This window comes from Parachlamydia sp. AcF125 (assembly GCF_018342475.1).
GTDB lineage: Bacteria > Chlamydiota > Chlamydiia > Chlamydiales > Parachlamydiaceae > Parachlamydia.
Genome location: NZ_JAEMUD010000001.1, coordinates 952,177 through 965,892, shown reverse-complemented (window position 1 = coordinate 965,892; position 13,716 = coordinate 952,177). Strand labels below are relative to the sequence as shown.

Genomic DNA, 13,716 nt, shown 5'->3' with positions numbered 1-13,716 from the left:
TTCCTTTTTTGCTCTTTATCTTGGTTACAGGTATCTTGCCTGCGTTTTTTCTCCTCTTCAAAATTGACGTAAGAATAGCTCGATTTAAAAAATACCATCTCAATTTTAATTGCCGAGAAAGCAATAGAAGAAAAGCTTTATACAATAAAAATGGAAGAACCTGTTGGCATTTCTCGCCTACCAAAGGACCACTACGTTAAAGGGGCCAATATCTTATCAAGTCTGAACTGTATAATAAAACAGCCTTTCTCACTCTCTATGAAGTGAAAGTTAAGTTTTTGTAATTCTGTGATTTAAAGACAAAAAAGAGAAAAGATAATCCCCTATCCTCAAAATTAAGAGATATTGTCAACGGGTCTTTCAAACGTTCAAAAGCTTTAAGGCCCTTTTCCACCTCATGCAGGGATTTCATTTCAGGAGACTCTTTGGCGCTTAGATGAAGCCTTCCTGCCACTACCATGGACCTCTTTCGAAATTCACTGGGCGAGTTCTAAATTATAAATCCTTGCAAATAAATTAAAACGAAGAAAGGGCCTCTTCCGCCTATTCCTATACCGAATGGAGATGATCTTGAACCGCTTCAGGCTGCCGATAACATTTCCATTAAGCGCACGTTCATTGGAAAGTTAGCGGTTATTTTGCTTGTCCTCCTTTGTGAGCAGATGCGTTTTTCTCCTTTTTTTGACATTTGCGTCTTAGTATGTAACCTCTACAGGCCTTGATATCCGCTATCAATCAATACGCTTACCGAGGGATGAATGCGAATTTTTGACTCTTTGAACAATCGAAAATCATACCGTCGGCCCTCAGAAAATGCGGTGCAAATGATTTGCTGTCGCTTCTTATCCACTGCAACCTTTAAAGGTTACGGTAGGAATGTCGATTACTCAACACCCCCCGTACAGATCCGTACGTGCGGAATTACCGCATACGGCTCTTCCCTTAGATAATAACACCGATTCGCTCACTCGGATATTTATGCCATATTTTCGGCTGTGGTAGCCATTGGTCAATCAGTTTTCCTAATTTCTCCCATGTAATATTTGCTTTCTGGCTTCTCCTTTTGAGAGAGTGTTTCCATTTCTGTCCTATTAAATGTCTGAAATCTTGCATTGCTTTATAGTTTCCAGGTACTCCATAGTATCTATAGTGCCCTGTTATCACTGCTTTAAGCCATTGACCAACTTCTTGGATAGGGTCATGCATGCGTTTCTTGAGTTCATCTTTGACCTCTTTTAACTTCTTCTGCATTTTCTTCTTTATTGTATGCCTCCAGATTGTGAATTTTCCATCCTTTCTGGTTCTTCCACAAATATGTGTAAATCCAAGAAATGTGAATGTATCTGGTTTTCCCTCTCCTCGCGTCTTTCTGTTTTCTGATGCAAATCGCCCGAATTCAATGAGTCGCGTTTTCTCAGGATGTAGCTCCAATCCAAATTTTAGGAATCTCTCCTTTAATTCTTCATGAAATTGTCTGGCATCCGATTCGTATTGGAATCCCACTACGGTATCATCGGCAAAACGTATAACAACTACATTGCCACACGCTTTTTGTTTCCTCCATTGTTGGATCCACATGTCATATACATAGTGCAAGAACACGTTTGCAAGTAGCGGTGAAGCACTCGAACCCTGCGGAGTCCCCTGTTCATTGTATATGATCTTTCCCTCTTCCAATATTCCCGCGTTCAGCCATTTCTGGATGAGTCGCACTACTCTTTTGTCCGCAATACGGTGTTCAATAAATTTTATTAGCCATTCTCGATTTATTTTGTTAAAGAAATCTCGAATGTCTGCATCGAACACATAATTCACTTTCCTCGTGTATATTCCAACGTATAGGGCATCCAACGCTTGATGCTGACTGCGCTTCGGTCGAAATCCGTACGAGAATCCCTGAAAATCTGCTTCGTAGATTGTGTTCAGTACTGCTACTGTTGCTCTTTGGACGATTTTGTCTTCCAACGCAGTTACCCCTAGTGGCCTTTGTTTTCCATCGGCTTTAGGTATGTACACTCTTCTTACAGCTTTCGCTTTATATGCTCCAGTTTTAAGTTGCTTGGAGAGAATTGTGAGGTTTCCCTCCAGGTCTCTTCCGTAGCTTTCCCATGTTTCCTTGTCGACACCCGGGGCTGCATCTCTCTTTATCTCAAGATATGACATCCTCAGCATATTGATGTTGTATATATGGTGCATCAGGGTCGTGAATTTTAATCTTCTCTCCGCTTTCGCTTTTCGATGTATAAGCAACAGCTCATTGAGCACACCTTCCCGGCACTGTGTCCGGAGCATGTTTTGCGGCCGCCTATTCTCCTTGGGCAAATCCCTTCCCTCCATCCTCTCCTTTCCCACTTTGTCAGGTTTGTTCGAGGGCTTCTCAGGTACTACGGATTTGTCCGACTTCCTGCAACTGTTCATCATTGCTTTGCTCCATTTGGATTTTCAACGCGGACCATGAGTTTTCATGGCCAGTTGCAGGATCTCCCGATTCCCGGGCTTAAAGTTTCTACACATGTATAGGGTCTTCGACCACGCAGAATCTGTTTACATCTCGCATTATCGATGTCAACAGTGTTGCCTTCCGATGAACACAAACACGTCGGCATTCTGATCTAAGAAATTTTCGGGGCTCAATACCTAACCTGTGTATACCACTGTCTAACGCTTCGCGTATAACCTCTCGCTTATCCGCGCATGACTCGTGGCCGTTGTGATTTTGCTGTAATCTTCAACGTGCGGCTCTTACATCCGCAACTCTAAGCCGATTTTAATCGGCGCTTTCTGTGTTTTTTCTTTTTGCCTGAGTAGAAACGTTTTTGCTTTTTTTTGATCTTTCAATAGACGTTTCTGAGACTTCTTCTCTGGTAATCTGGTACCTCAGCATCCTGGCAAACTATCTCTTTTTTGGTGGGGCTTGCCCCAGGATTCTTCTTTCAATAGCCCAAGATTACTCATTTAATCACTTTTGCTATAATGAAGGAAAAGGAGAAATCCCATGAAAAATACTGTTCGACTAAATTTCGAGTTCCCTAGGGAGCATTATCCTTATCTCAAGATGCTTTGCGCCAAGAAAGGACAATCCTTGAAAGATTTCGCTTCTGATCTGCTTATTCGGGAGATCGAAGAATACGAAGACCACCAACTAGCCAAAAAGGCCGATATACGCCTAGGTGAAATGAAAGACAGTGACCTGATTGACTTCAGCGACGCCACGCGACTAGCTGGATGGGACGATGCCGAATAAGGACAAAGTCCAGTTCAACAAGCGCTACCTGAAAGACCTTGCAAAAATCCCGCAGAAAGACAGGAAGCAAATCTGAGAAAGCGTCCTGCCACTAGCCGACAATCCCCGCGACCTGATGGATACAAAAATTTGAAAGAATCAAAGGAACCGCTGTAGCGATTCAGATGTGGCGACTATTAAGTGGCATCCTTAGCAGGAGAAGCTGAAGCTTTCTCCAAAGCTATTGATGCCCTAGAAAACGAAAGAGAAGCTCCTTTTCCTAAAAGAAAAGATGAGCTTAAAACGGGAAGGCCGATTAATTGATTATTATTGTTCAATTAAGCGGACTAGTTAATTGGCTCAACAAGATTAAACCAAGGATTAAATTTATCAAATAAGGATAGAAACCTTTGAAAATTTCCTTTTTCTCCTTTGATGGATAACTTGCCTGCCTTTGTCAAGCCATCAATGGTTGTTTTCCCAATAATAAGAGAATCTAGATCTTTACGATTGATTGTAATAGATAAATCTGCGGCATCCTGATTTTTATTAGAGAAATAATGCAATACTCCGTTTTTGATTTGAATAAAATATTTCTTATCCTGATCTGGAAGCTCAAAATTGATGCTCATCGGATTTTCAGCAGCCTTTAACCCATTTAATTTAATGGATAAATAATCAAAAAAATTCTCAATTGGCATAGAAGAAATCATATCAGGGCTTAGAGTATTCGCTGTTGCCATTAGATTAACTCCTTCTCTTAATTCTTTAGCTCCTGAAAGATAAAAATTACGCCAAGTTCCGTTTTCTGCTTGATAGCCTAATTGTTCTAAAGTATCAGCTAATAAATTTTTAGCCTGTTTATTGTGTGGCTCTGCATAGACAAGGTAATTTAGAACCTGCGCTACCCAACGATAATTTCCTTTGTCGAAATCTTTTTTTGATTTTTCAAGGATAGCATCAGCTCCTCCCATATACTCAACTTCCTTTTTACTTGCTTCTACTATTGGGAGAGGATGTAATGTCGAGGGGTTTCCGCTAAACCAACCTAAATAAAAATTGTAAACAGATTTTGCATTATGATTTAAGCTGCCATAATATCCCCGATTATACCATTCTTTAGCTAAGCTATCAGGCATTTGAATCATTTCTCCAATTTCAACCATATTAAAACCTTGATTAGCCAAGCGTAAGCTTTGATCGTGAATGTATTTATACATATCACGTTGCTTTTCGATGAAGTCTATAACTCGTTCATTTCCCCATTTTGGCCAATGATGTTGTGCAAAAACAACTTCAGTTTGAGCGCCAAACATTTCGATTGCTTGATTTAAATAACTTGCCCAAGCCCTTGCATCACGTACTTTTGCTCCTCGCAATGTGTATAGATTGTGCATTGTATGAGTCGCATCTTCAGCAGCAGCAAGAGCCTTAAATTCTGGTAAGAAAAAAAGCATCTCTGCAGGCGCTTCAGATCCTGGAGCCATTAAAAACACAAACTTGACTCCGTCGATCGTCATTTCTTCTCCAGTTTTTGTCACTAAATACGTGGGGAGTATTAAGGTTGTTTCTCCGCTAGAGGTTGTTAAACCCAATCCTGCGGATAATTGCCCTTCAGGGCCTGGCTTTAGTAGAGAGCCATACATATACATGGCCCGTCTTGTCATTGCATTGCCAGCCATAATATTTTCATTCAAAGCAGCTTCTGTGAAACCATATGGAGCAATAACTTCTACTTTTTTAGCATCTACATCAGCCTGAGAAATAACTCCCTTAACGCCTCCAAAATGGTCAGCATGGCTGTGTGTATAAATCACAGCTTTTATCTCTTTTTTAGGACGATTTGCATAATATAGATCAATAGCTGCTTTTGCGGTTTCTTTAGATAACAATGGATCAATGATGATCAACCCTGTTTTCCCCTCAATAACAGTCATATTGGATAGGTCGGCACTGCGTACCTGATAGATTCCATCAACGACCCTGAACAGACCAGATTTTTGCAATAATTTTAGTTGACGCCATAAACTTGGATTAGCCGTATCAGGAATCTCTTCTCTCTTCTCGGAAACAAAGCCATAAGCGGGCAAATTCCAGACAATCTCACCTTGATTATTTTTAATTAAGCCATCATTTGGAAGAGCGGCAATAAATCCCTTTGTTGCTTCCTCAAAATCATCTCTGTTATCGAAAGGTAACTGTTTTAAGGCGTCTAGGTTGCGGCCTCGTGTAAAAGAACTGGCATCAGCTAAAAGATGCATACTGCTAAATATTAATAAACCATGCAAAATAAAGTATCTAATCATATCCCCCCCCCCAAAGTTCTTAAAGGCCAAAACTCACCTATAAAAGAAGTGAGTCCTCGCTGCCAATTTTCTTTTGCAGACAGAGAAACCAATCGAGTGTTTAGTCTAGCTTCATTTTGTTTGTACAAAATGCAGTTGAATAAATTGTTCTAATCTTTAAAAAAAGTATCCAAATCTAAATTCAACTTCTTGCTTATATAAAGGAAAATCGCCAACAATAGCGTTTTTATATTCAATAGTCAAAACTATCTTTTTTATTAATTAATGTAAATTGCAAGTAACTAACGCCAATTTAACGTAAAGGTAGCTTAAGCATAAGCTATACCGAAGTAAATTCAAAAATTGGCAGCAGGAGCTCCAATTGACCTGAATTTATCCCTGATCCGACTTCTGAAGGATTGGCCTAGTAAAGATTCAGGTTCAAGGGTGGATAGAAGATTGAAAAAACCAAAAATTGCCGACTTAAACTCTTCAAATCCCGGGTAGTATGTATTGTAGATCACTCGCTCTTTCATCCACTTCCATAGCCTTTCAATGGGATTGAGATTAGGACTATAAGGAGGTAAAAAGTGAAGTTTTATTTTTAATATTTTAAGTTACTCCTCCACCAATTGATTTTTATGGTATTTGGCATTATCACAAAATGCGTGCACTCTGCTCTTGTCGGGATAAGCCTCCTCGATTCTTCGAAAAAAACTAATAGTTAAATCAGCGTTTAAAGTCTTATCTGATTGAATGATAAGCTTATAGGCAATCATATCCAAAGCTCTTGACAGGTTAAGCCTAGACCTTCCTCCATTAGTAGGAATTTCTTTACGTACCCCTTTTTTAATCCACCCATATGTCGACTGTACATTATGTGTAGGATGCACTCCATCCATAAAGCAAATTGTTTCATCTGCCGAAAGCCTAGCACGCAGCTTCTCGTACTCAGCTATCCATTTTTTTGTTGTTGCTCATTTGCTTTTCCGGGTACGACTGCAGGTTTTTTATATGCAAAGCGTCTTTGAAGCCAATTTCTCATACCGTGAATGGTGTAGGTAACAGTGAAAGTGATCTGAACATATGCAACGATGTCTTTGATATAAAGATAAGTATGCTCTTGCAAATGGGCTTCAAGCTATCGAGATTGTTTATGGGAAAGCTTTTCTAAAGAACCGCCATTCTGCGGTTTTAATTTTTTAGAAATTTTATACTCTTCGATATGGTTTCGGATGGCTTCATCGGAGAGCAATAAAGCTTCTGCAATCTGGGGAAAAGGCCACCACTTATCGTGAAGCAGCACGACTTTGATTCTATCGCAAATGCGCTTATCACGTTCTTCTTATCTTAAGATCCACAACTTTTGATAATATCTCTGGAAAGCATTTCTTGGGCCGTGTTAATGGCATTTGTTCCCACTTTAGCTGAAAAGGCATCCAGCATAGCATTTTGAGTGGTTCCCACGGGAGCTGTCCAGTTAGAAGGTAATCCATACTGGCCGCTAATGGAGCTAATCGCGGCCTGCTTCGGCTTGCTGACCAGCGCTGCCATCTCAGGAGAAGACACCTCGTGGTTATCAAAAGCTTCCATGATCTGGTCGATCTGGTCCTGAGTAAGGGGTGGAGTTTGAGTTTTAGCGTAATTGCTCACTTGCTTAGCAAAGGCTGCGCGATCAGCGCCTTTGATGATCGCATTTTGGCCCGAGTTGTCTACTGCAGGGTTCCATCCAGGTGGAAATCCACGCTCACTAATTAAGCTCCCTAAAATCATACTTTCTACCTAGGCATTGACGTTGCGTAGATTCCCTGTGACGCTACCGCCGCGGCTGTAGTGAGCGTTTTTTAGTTGAACAAGCTGATGAGGAGCCATATTTTGGAGGGTTTTAACTAAATCGGGAGAGGATTGGATTTTGGAAAAGCCTCCCGAAATAACGGCATCCTAAGCTTCGTTGCAATCACTTGCCATAATATGCTTATTTAGGCATAATAAGGTATAGAAATACCTAGGAACTGCATGCACATGAAAAGATTGTTCTGGATTGGTTCAAGCCGAGAAGACCTCAAAGAATTTCCCGATGAAGTAAGAAATGAGATGGGACACGGCTTATATCTTGCGCAAATGGGTGAGAGGCATAACCACGCTAAGACGCTTAGTGGATTGGGAAGCGCTAAAATTATAGAAATTCGGGAAAATGATAGGTCTGGAACATACCGAGTTGTTTACAGTGTGGAAATGGAAGAGTTTATTTTTGTATTGCATGCCTTTCAAAAAAAGTCAAAAAGTGGCATTTCTACTCCTAAGCAAGACGTGAACCTAATTAAGCGCCGTTTGAAAGAGGCTGAGTCTCTATATAAAGAATTAACAAGGGAGAATAATAATGAAAAGAAGGATCAAATATGAAGAAAGCTCAGGAAACATTTTTGCCGACTTAGATATTAAAAACCCGGAAGAAGCGCTTGCAAAATCGGAGCTCGCTCGCCAAATAGCTAAACTTATTAAAAAGAAAAAGCTGACCCAAAAAAAAGCTGCTGAAATTTTAGAAATAGATCAACCAAAAATCTCAGCTTTAATTCGTGGAAGATTACATAGCTTTTCATTAGAGCGCCTGATTCGTTTTTTAAATGAATTGGGGCAGGATGTGAGCATTATGATTACTCCTGCAAAATCTCAAGCAGAAAGAGGCCATACATGGATTAGCGAATCTGCTTCTAGTACTCGGATAGCTGCCTTAAAAAGGTAAAAGTCTTTTCACCGCATTTGAATATAGAAAAACTTTGATTTTTTAATAGAGTAATGAGCTTATAATCTCGCAAAGGCTATGCAATAGATTTTTTGGTTACGCGAGTCTGCCAATTTTTCTGTGTAAATCGTTTTAGCCATTTGCTAAACCTAGCCGATCCTCATAAGCAAGCGCTAGATGAGAGATAATTGTTTTCCATTCTTTAATTGGCATGGTCCATTTTTTAAAAACATCCCTGGCTACTAAGAAAAGTATTTTAAATGAGGCTTCATCCGAAGAGAAAATAGCCTTATTTTTAGTGGCTTTTCTAAACTGCCTATGCAGAGATTCTACCGCATGCGCGGTATAAATCATACGACGAATGGGAATGGAAAAATCAAAAAACGTTTTTATGTTTTCCCAGCGAAATACCCACGGCTTTACAGCTAAAGGGTAGTTGCTATTCCATTTTTCTTGAAGCCGATCAAGGTTTTGTTCGGCTAAATCCAATGTGGCTGCCCCATAGATATCTTTTATGGCACTGTTAACAAAGTATAAGAGGTGATAACCTTTATAAAAAAATAAACAAAGGTGTATCAATGAAAGATCGCTTGTTTCCGTTATCGGAAAAGTTTTTTAAAGATCACGTCATGCCTCTCATTCATTCCCACCACAAAAGGCCTGGAAGACCGCCCAAACATGGTTATTACCTTTTCTTTTGTGCCATTTTATATGTTTTAAGAACGGGCATCAGTTGGCGAGACATCCCTGTTTGCTTCGGCCATTGGCATACCGTCTATATGCAATTTAAGCGTTGGAGTGAAAATGGTTTATTTTGGTCTATCCTTTATCAATTGCAACAAAAAAAGCAGGTCCAACTCGAGATTGTGTGGGTAGATTCAACAAACATCAATGTCCATCGTCATGGAGGCGGAGCAATTAAAAAAAAGGTCAACAGTCCATAGGAAGAGGAAAACGTGGCTGGAGTACAAAAATTCATGTGGCTTTAAGTCCTTATGGCTATGTGAATTTTGTTTTATCAGAAGGCCAAAGGCAAGATGTGAAGGTTTTCCCCACACTTTGCAAAGACTTTCCCTGGAAAAAAATGAAATTTATTATTGCTGATAAAGGATATACTAGCTCTGAAGTTAAGCAATTGATTCGTTCTAATCAATACCAAGAAGTGATTCCTCCTAAAGTTAATCGCTGTTTTCCCAATAAGTATGATAAGCAGCTTTATAAGACACGCGTGAAAATAGAACACTTTTTTAGCCATCTTAAAGAACACAAGCGTTTGAGTTTGAGGTACGATAAATTAGACTCTACATTTACCTCATTTATTTATTGTGCAATAATGTTGATTACTCATTTACTTTGTTAACAGTGCCATAAATCAGCCATAAATTCCTTTAGATGCTTTGTAGGAATATATTTGATAGATCGGACAGCATTACAAAATCTGTTTCACGCTATGTTTGCTAATTAAGTCAAAAGCCTTAGCAAAGCCTTTAAATTCTATGGTATTAAATTTTTCAATCATGGCAAAAAAGATTTTAATCATGTCCATATGGTAGATTTGATAGGAATGAGGCACATACTCTTCTTCTATAGATATCTGCATACCAAAATAAGATAAAAAATGTTTTGCTTTTACTCTCGGTTTTTTTACGGCAGCTGAAAATGTAAATGCAAAGGTTAAGCTTAATGAGTTATTTGATTCCACAAGGGAAAAATTTCTTGTAAAAGCTTCTCGGACAGAGTTATAAAATGCGAGTCTCTTGGGTTCAGCTTTTTGAGTAGGTGGATCTTCCTTTTTTTGCGTAGATTGGTTTTCCTTAAGATTTTTTTCCACTTCTCTCCTCTCACATCGGGTAACGAAAAGTCCTTTCGAAGGGCATAATAGGTATGGGTTCTTAGAAAATCCATCTAACAGGAACTTCAGATGGCCTTGCAGTCCTGGATACTGGGGAGGATGCTCGTAATTCTTTAGCCATTGCGAGACGATTGCCTTTGCAAACTTATGGCAGGACTGTTTTAGAGCAGAGTAGAGGTTAGCGAAATAGCGCGAGGTAAGGCCCAACTTTGCTTGGTCGCAAAAAGACAAATTAGTAAAGATTTTCAGCCACAGCTCGAGGGGCAAACGTTCCACTATCGTCAAATCGTGGTAATACTTGCGAATGGAAGCGGTTTGTTTAAATTCTTTTTCGGGAAAATATTCTGCAATAAGCGCGCATATTTCTTTAAATTTAGGATTTAAGGCAATGGACAATTGATCTTCAGGAATGCGAGCTGCGATTTTAGCAAAAAGAGGCCTTAAGCTGTTTTGGTGAGAACACATAAAACTTGAAATTTCATGGGAGGTTTGCACTTGTCTTGCTATGGCCCAATCGCGCAAAATTACCAGGATTTGGTCATCCTCTAAATCGGCAAAATTGGCTAAGCTGAGGGCGTGTTTTTCTAGACTTCCCCTTAATTCTAAGATCCTTTCCTGAGAAAGGCAATTTCCTTTGATTTGCGTTAAAGTTTCTAAGGTATAAATTTTCTCCTGAATGAGAGAGGGAAAGGGTAAGCTTTCGATTCTTTTTTTTAAATCAGGATTAAAAAAAGTTTCAGGAAGTTTTGTATACACGCGATACGCAAGCTCATAAAGCGCGCGCGCATTTTTAAGAGCAGTCTGTTTTTCTATAAGCTCTGTAGAGGATAGGCTTAAATCTTCCGAAGCAGACCAAGTAAGAGCTCTATTAAAAATTTCCAGAAGCTTTTTCTCTGCCGACTTAAGCTGCATCTTTGTCCAGCCCGTCTGCTGAAGATTTGCCTCACTTGCAGCACATTTGCGCTTTAGCTCAGAGATTGCTTGCTCAAATAAAGCTTGAAAGCGAAGGAGAGACTCAACCTCTTTTTCGCTGAGAGTAAGCGAGTCTTTTTCCAGCTTTTCCAAAAACTCTCCGTAAGATTTCGCTTGGCTAGCTGTAAATTCTTCAATAGCCGCATGAAGAGAAGTGGGATTCTTCCAACGAGAATAAACCAAACTGATAAAACGGCCTAAAAAAGGAATGGAGGTGTAGAATTTTCGCCCAATCTTCCATTGCCCCTCATTTTGTTTGACTAAGATTAAGTCTGTTAGACTATAGGAGCCTTTAACGGCTTGGGCAAAAGCGCCCATGGGTTGAGAAGAAAAAGAAAAGGTCATAAATTTCCTAATTTAAAAATAAGGGCTAGATAGCTAATCAAATATTATACTATCTAGCGCCTATTTTTTAAAATTAAAATTTAAATAAACGATTTAACTTACACAAAAAAATTGACACAAGAATTTTATTTGCGGTAACAACCGTGCATGCACATGACGGAACTCCTATCACAGGATGGAGATGGGTCAAAAAATACACAAATTTGACAACGGTGTCATTAAATGATATCATCTCAATTATGAATAAAAAACACGAGCGTACCTTACAAGCAATATTTGCCAAACCGGTTCAAGCCAGCATTCACTGGAAAGACATTGAATCATTATTTGCCGCTTTAGGCGCAGAAATCCGAGAAGGAAGAGGATCTAGAATCAGAGTTTTGCTTAATAACCAAGAAGCTGTCTTCCATAGGCCCCATCCACAAAAAGAAACGGATAAGGGAGCCGTTATTTCAGTTCGTAGGTTTTTAGAAAATGCAGGAGTAAAACCATGTTAAAATATAAAGGATATTCAGGCTACGTTATTTATGATGACGAAGCGCGTATTTTTCATGGAGAGGTAGCAGGATTAAAAGCTGTAATTACTTTCCAAGGTACCACGGTTGACGAAATTGAGCATGCTTTTAAAGAGTCTATTGATGATTATCTTGATTGGTGCAAAGAAAGAGGCGTAGATCCAGAAAAAGCTTATTCGGGTAGGTTTAGCTTGAGAATGCCCTCTGATCTGTATGTCAAAATTGCAGCACAGGCAGCTCAGAATGGGATGAGTATTAACTCTTATATCGTTAACAAGCTAAATACTCTTTAACCGCTCTATACTGATAATTTTACTCAATCCAAAACTTGTAGCAGTGTTTGAATAAATAAAGCGCCATCAAAAGGCGATCCTCGCCGCAGAATGGAAGCATATGTTACGCCATCAGCTTCCCTTATTGAAGCCTTCCGGACATTCCTGGGAAGCTTTACCTGAACTTTTTGCTTGAGTTTCCAAAAATATATAAATAAGCCTTTATGCAGGAAATAAGAAAAGGGGGCTTAAAAAAGGAATGTTCGAAGGAATGGAAATGTAGAATCTTAGCCTATATTTAAGCTGCCCTTAAGCTAAATTGGCATCGGTTTAATAGCACCAAATGCAAAGCTCTTCTCTTACCTTGAAATATGTGTTCACTTTGGTAGAACAAATGAGGAGACCTTCTACCCGCAGGTTAAGATAAGGTGAATCCCTTTTGCATGCCAGCTTAATCGTTAATTTTGCTTATAATCACCCACTATCGGATAATACTCTTCTAAATACGCTCTTTTGCTGAATACTGAGTCATTTCCTACTCCTAAATTTAAAATCACATATTTGCAAAAATATAGTTCATAGTGCTATAGCTAAATTAAAAGCGAGAATGCTTTGCGAGCCTTAAAACAAAATGGTTTGTTCGACATGCAATGCGAGAAGGTATCGACTATGATTCCCTAAATGAAGCAATAAAACGAGCTGAAAAGGGACTAGTGGATGCAGATTTAGGTGGAAACCTTATCAAAATAAGGATCGCTAGAAAAGGTCAAGGTCGATCATCTGGTTATCGCACATTAATTGCTTACAAAAAGGGCAAAAGAGCTGTGTTTCTATATGGATTTGCCAAAAACGAACGTGAAAATATCGATAGCAACGAATTAATATCGTTAAAAGAGCTTGCTTCAGCATGGATTAAGGCTAATGATCAAGAGCTTAATCGCTCGCTTTCTAATAGTCTTTTAAAAGAGGTGAATTATGAATAAAAAATCTAGTCGATTGAAAGATGCTATTCTTGAAACAGCTAGTGACATGTTAGATTGTGGGATTATTACAGAGAAAGACTATGAAAAAATCACTATGCGTCATCTCAAAAAAGGAAACTTTCCCCAAATAGACTCAATGACAAGCAAAGAAATTAAAGCATTACGAGAAAAAGCCCATCTTAGCCAGGCTGCATTTGCAAGTTATCTTAATTTGAGTGTTGGGTATGTATCGCAGTTAGAAAGAGGAGTGAAAGAACCTACAGGAGCTGTTCTTGCATTACTGAATGTTATCCGCCGCAAAGGTCTTGATGTTATTCGCTGATTTAGGGCCGTCAAAATTTCTGGGTAAATAAAGTTGATAAGTCTTTTGATTGAGACCTATAGGATTAATCACAATCAATTAATAGCTAACGGACGAAGCTCTATTAATTTAGCTATAAATGCAAAAGTAGCCATGGTGCCATTAAATATTTATATGAACTTTCGGCCAAAACCCCTAAAGAGGCTTGCTCTTACAAGCGAAAGT

Annotated in this window: 16 protein-coding genes and 3 pseudogenes; 10 read left to right on the top strand and 9 right to left on the bottom strand. The window is 39.2% G+C overall.

Annotated features, from left to right (window positions below):
• Positions 1 to 476: 476 nt before the first annotated feature.
• Positions 477 to 859 (bottom strand): annotated as a pseudogene (locus PARA125_RS09755) (transposase family protein); the annotation flags it as partial.
• Positions 860 to 942: 83 nt separating this feature from the next.
• Entirely contained in the window at positions 943 to 2,421 is a 1,479-nt protein-coding gene (gene ltrA, locus PARA125_RS03800; protein ID WP_349305652.1) for a group II intron reverse transcriptase/maturase, read from the bottom strand.
• A gap of 574 nt (positions 2,422 to 2,995) precedes the next feature.
• Between ltrA and PARA125_RS03795 the strand changes: the two genes are divergently transcribed.
• Both PARA125_RS03795 and PARA125_RS09945 read left to right on the top strand, forming a co-directional pair.
• Positions 2,996 to 3,244 (top strand): hypothetical protein, encoded by a 249-nt coding sequence (locus PARA125_RS03795; protein ID WP_213157375.1) that lies wholly within the window; start codon positions 2,996 to 2,998, stop codon positions 3,242 to 3,244.
• A gap of 180 nt (positions 3,245 to 3,424) precedes the next feature.
• Positions 3,425 to 3,547, top strand: a complete 123-nt coding sequence (locus PARA125_RS09945) for a hypothetical protein (RefSeq protein ID WP_283248329.1) — start codon at positions 3,425 to 3,427, stop codon at positions 3,545 to 3,547.
• 23 nt (positions 3,548 to 3,570) lie between these two features.
• Here the strand turns inward: PARA125_RS09945 and PARA125_RS03790 are convergent, their stop codons facing one another.
• From PARA125_RS03790 to PARA125_RS03780, 5 genes and pseudogenes are all read right to left on the bottom strand, one after another.
• Positions 3,571 to 5,529, bottom strand: a complete 1,959-nt coding sequence (locus tag PARA125_RS03790) for an alkyl/aryl-sulfatase (RefSeq protein WP_213157374.1) — start codon at positions 5,527 to 5,529, stop codon at positions 3,571 to 3,573.
• A 335-nt stretch (positions 5,530 to 5,864) separates the two neighbouring features.
• Positions 5,865 to 6,401: pseudogene (locus PARA125_RS09750) on the bottom strand (IS630 family transposase).
• Positions 6,402 to 6,463: 62 nt separating this feature from the next.
• Positions 6,464 to 6,637 (bottom strand): winged helix-turn-helix domain-containing protein, encoded by a 174-nt coding sequence (locus tag PARA125_RS09745; RefSeq protein WP_249274157.1) that lies wholly within the window; start codon positions 6,635 to 6,637, stop codon positions 6,464 to 6,466.
• A gap of 12 nt (positions 6,638 to 6,649) precedes the next feature.
• Positions 6,650 to 6,814, bottom strand: coding sequence for a hypothetical protein (locus PARA125_RS09740; RefSeq protein ID WP_249274156.1), 165 nt, complete (start codon positions 6,812 to 6,814; stop codon positions 6,650 to 6,652).
• Between the two features lie 44 nt (positions 6,815 to 6,858).
• Positions 6,859 to 7,281: a hypothetical protein gene (locus PARA125_RS03780; RefSeq protein ID WP_249274155.1), complete on the bottom strand. Its 423-nt coding sequence runs from the start codon at positions 7,279 to 7,281 to the stop codon at positions 6,859 to 6,861.
• 249 nt (positions 7,282 to 7,530) lie between these two features.
• On the opposite strand from PARA125_RS03780, the gene PARA125_RS03775 reads away from it, so the two are divergent.
• Positions 7,531 to 7,911, top strand: a complete 381-nt coding sequence (locus PARA125_RS03775; protein ID WP_249274154.1) for a type II toxin-antitoxin system RelE/ParE family toxin — start codon at positions 7,531 to 7,533, stop codon at positions 7,909 to 7,911.
• Positions 7,889 to 8,251 (top strand): helix-turn-helix domain-containing protein, encoded by a 363-nt coding sequence (locus PARA125_RS03770; protein ID WP_213157372.1) that lies wholly within the window; start codon positions 7,889 to 7,891, stop codon positions 8,249 to 8,251. Before PARA125_RS03775 ends, PARA125_RS03770 begins: the two co-directional genes overlap by 23 nt.
• A 132-nt stretch (positions 8,252 to 8,383) precedes the next feature.
• Here the strand turns inward: PARA125_RS03770 and PARA125_RS03765 are convergent, their stop codons facing one another.
• Complete coding sequence (locus PARA125_RS03765) at positions 8,384 to 8,830, bottom strand: transposase (protein ID WP_283248328.1); 447 nt, start codon at positions 8,828 to 8,830, stop codon at positions 8,384 to 8,386.
• Between PARA125_RS03765 and PARA125_RS03760 the strand changes: the two genes are divergently transcribed.
• Together PARA125_RS03760 and PARA125_RS03755 are read left to right on the top strand one after the other, a co-directional pair.
• Complete coding sequence (locus tag PARA125_RS03760; RefSeq protein WP_213157370.1) at positions 8,830 to 9,195, top strand: transposase; 366 nt, start codon at positions 8,830 to 8,832, stop codon at positions 9,193 to 9,195. The genes PARA125_RS03765 and PARA125_RS03760 overlap by 1 nt on opposite strands.
• Positions 9,192 to 9,611 carry a transposase gene (locus PARA125_RS03755; RefSeq protein ID WP_349305669.1) on the top strand — a complete coding sequence of 140 codons (420 nt, stop codon included), beginning with the start codon at positions 9,192 to 9,194 and terminating at the stop codon, positions 9,609 to 9,611. The genes PARA125_RS03760 and PARA125_RS03755 overlap by 4 nt, the downstream gene beginning before the upstream one ends.
• 69 nt (positions 9,612 to 9,680) lie before the next feature.
• Here PARA125_RS03755 and PARA125_RS03750 read toward each other — a convergent pair whose 3' ends face one another.
• Positions 9,681 to 11,420 carry an F-box protein gene (locus PARA125_RS03750; protein ID WP_213157368.1) on the bottom strand — a complete coding sequence of 580 codons (1,740 nt, stop codon included), beginning with the start codon at positions 11,418 to 11,420 and terminating at the stop codon, positions 9,681 to 9,683.
• Between the two features lie 239 nt (positions 11,421 to 11,659).
• Between PARA125_RS03750 and PARA125_RS03745 the strand changes: the two genes are divergently transcribed.
• From PARA125_RS03745 to PARA125_RS03730, 4 genes and pseudogenes are all read left to right on the top strand, one after another.
• Entirely contained in the window at positions 11,660 to 11,917 is a 258-nt protein-coding gene (locus tag PARA125_RS03745; protein ID WP_249274193.1) for a type II toxin-antitoxin system HicA family toxin, read from the top strand.
• Positions 11,911 to 12,228: a type II toxin-antitoxin system HicB family antitoxin gene (locus tag PARA125_RS03740; RefSeq protein ID WP_213157366.1), complete on the top strand. Its 318-nt coding sequence runs from the start codon at positions 11,911 to 11,913 to the stop codon at positions 12,226 to 12,228. The genes PARA125_RS03745 and PARA125_RS03740 overlap by 7 nt, the downstream gene beginning before the upstream one ends.
• Positions 12,229 to 12,839: 611 nt before the next feature.
• Positions 12,840 to 13,190 (top strand): annotated as a pseudogene (locus tag PARA125_RS03735) (type II toxin-antitoxin system RelE/ParE family toxin); the annotation flags it as partial.
• Positions 13,183 to 13,512, top strand: a complete 330-nt coding sequence (locus PARA125_RS03730; protein ID WP_213157364.1) for a helix-turn-helix domain-containing protein — start codon at positions 13,183 to 13,185, stop codon at positions 13,510 to 13,512. The pseudogene PARA125_RS03735 and the gene PARA125_RS03730, both read left to right, overlap by 8 nt.
• Positions 13,513 to 13,716: the final 204 nt, after the last annotated feature.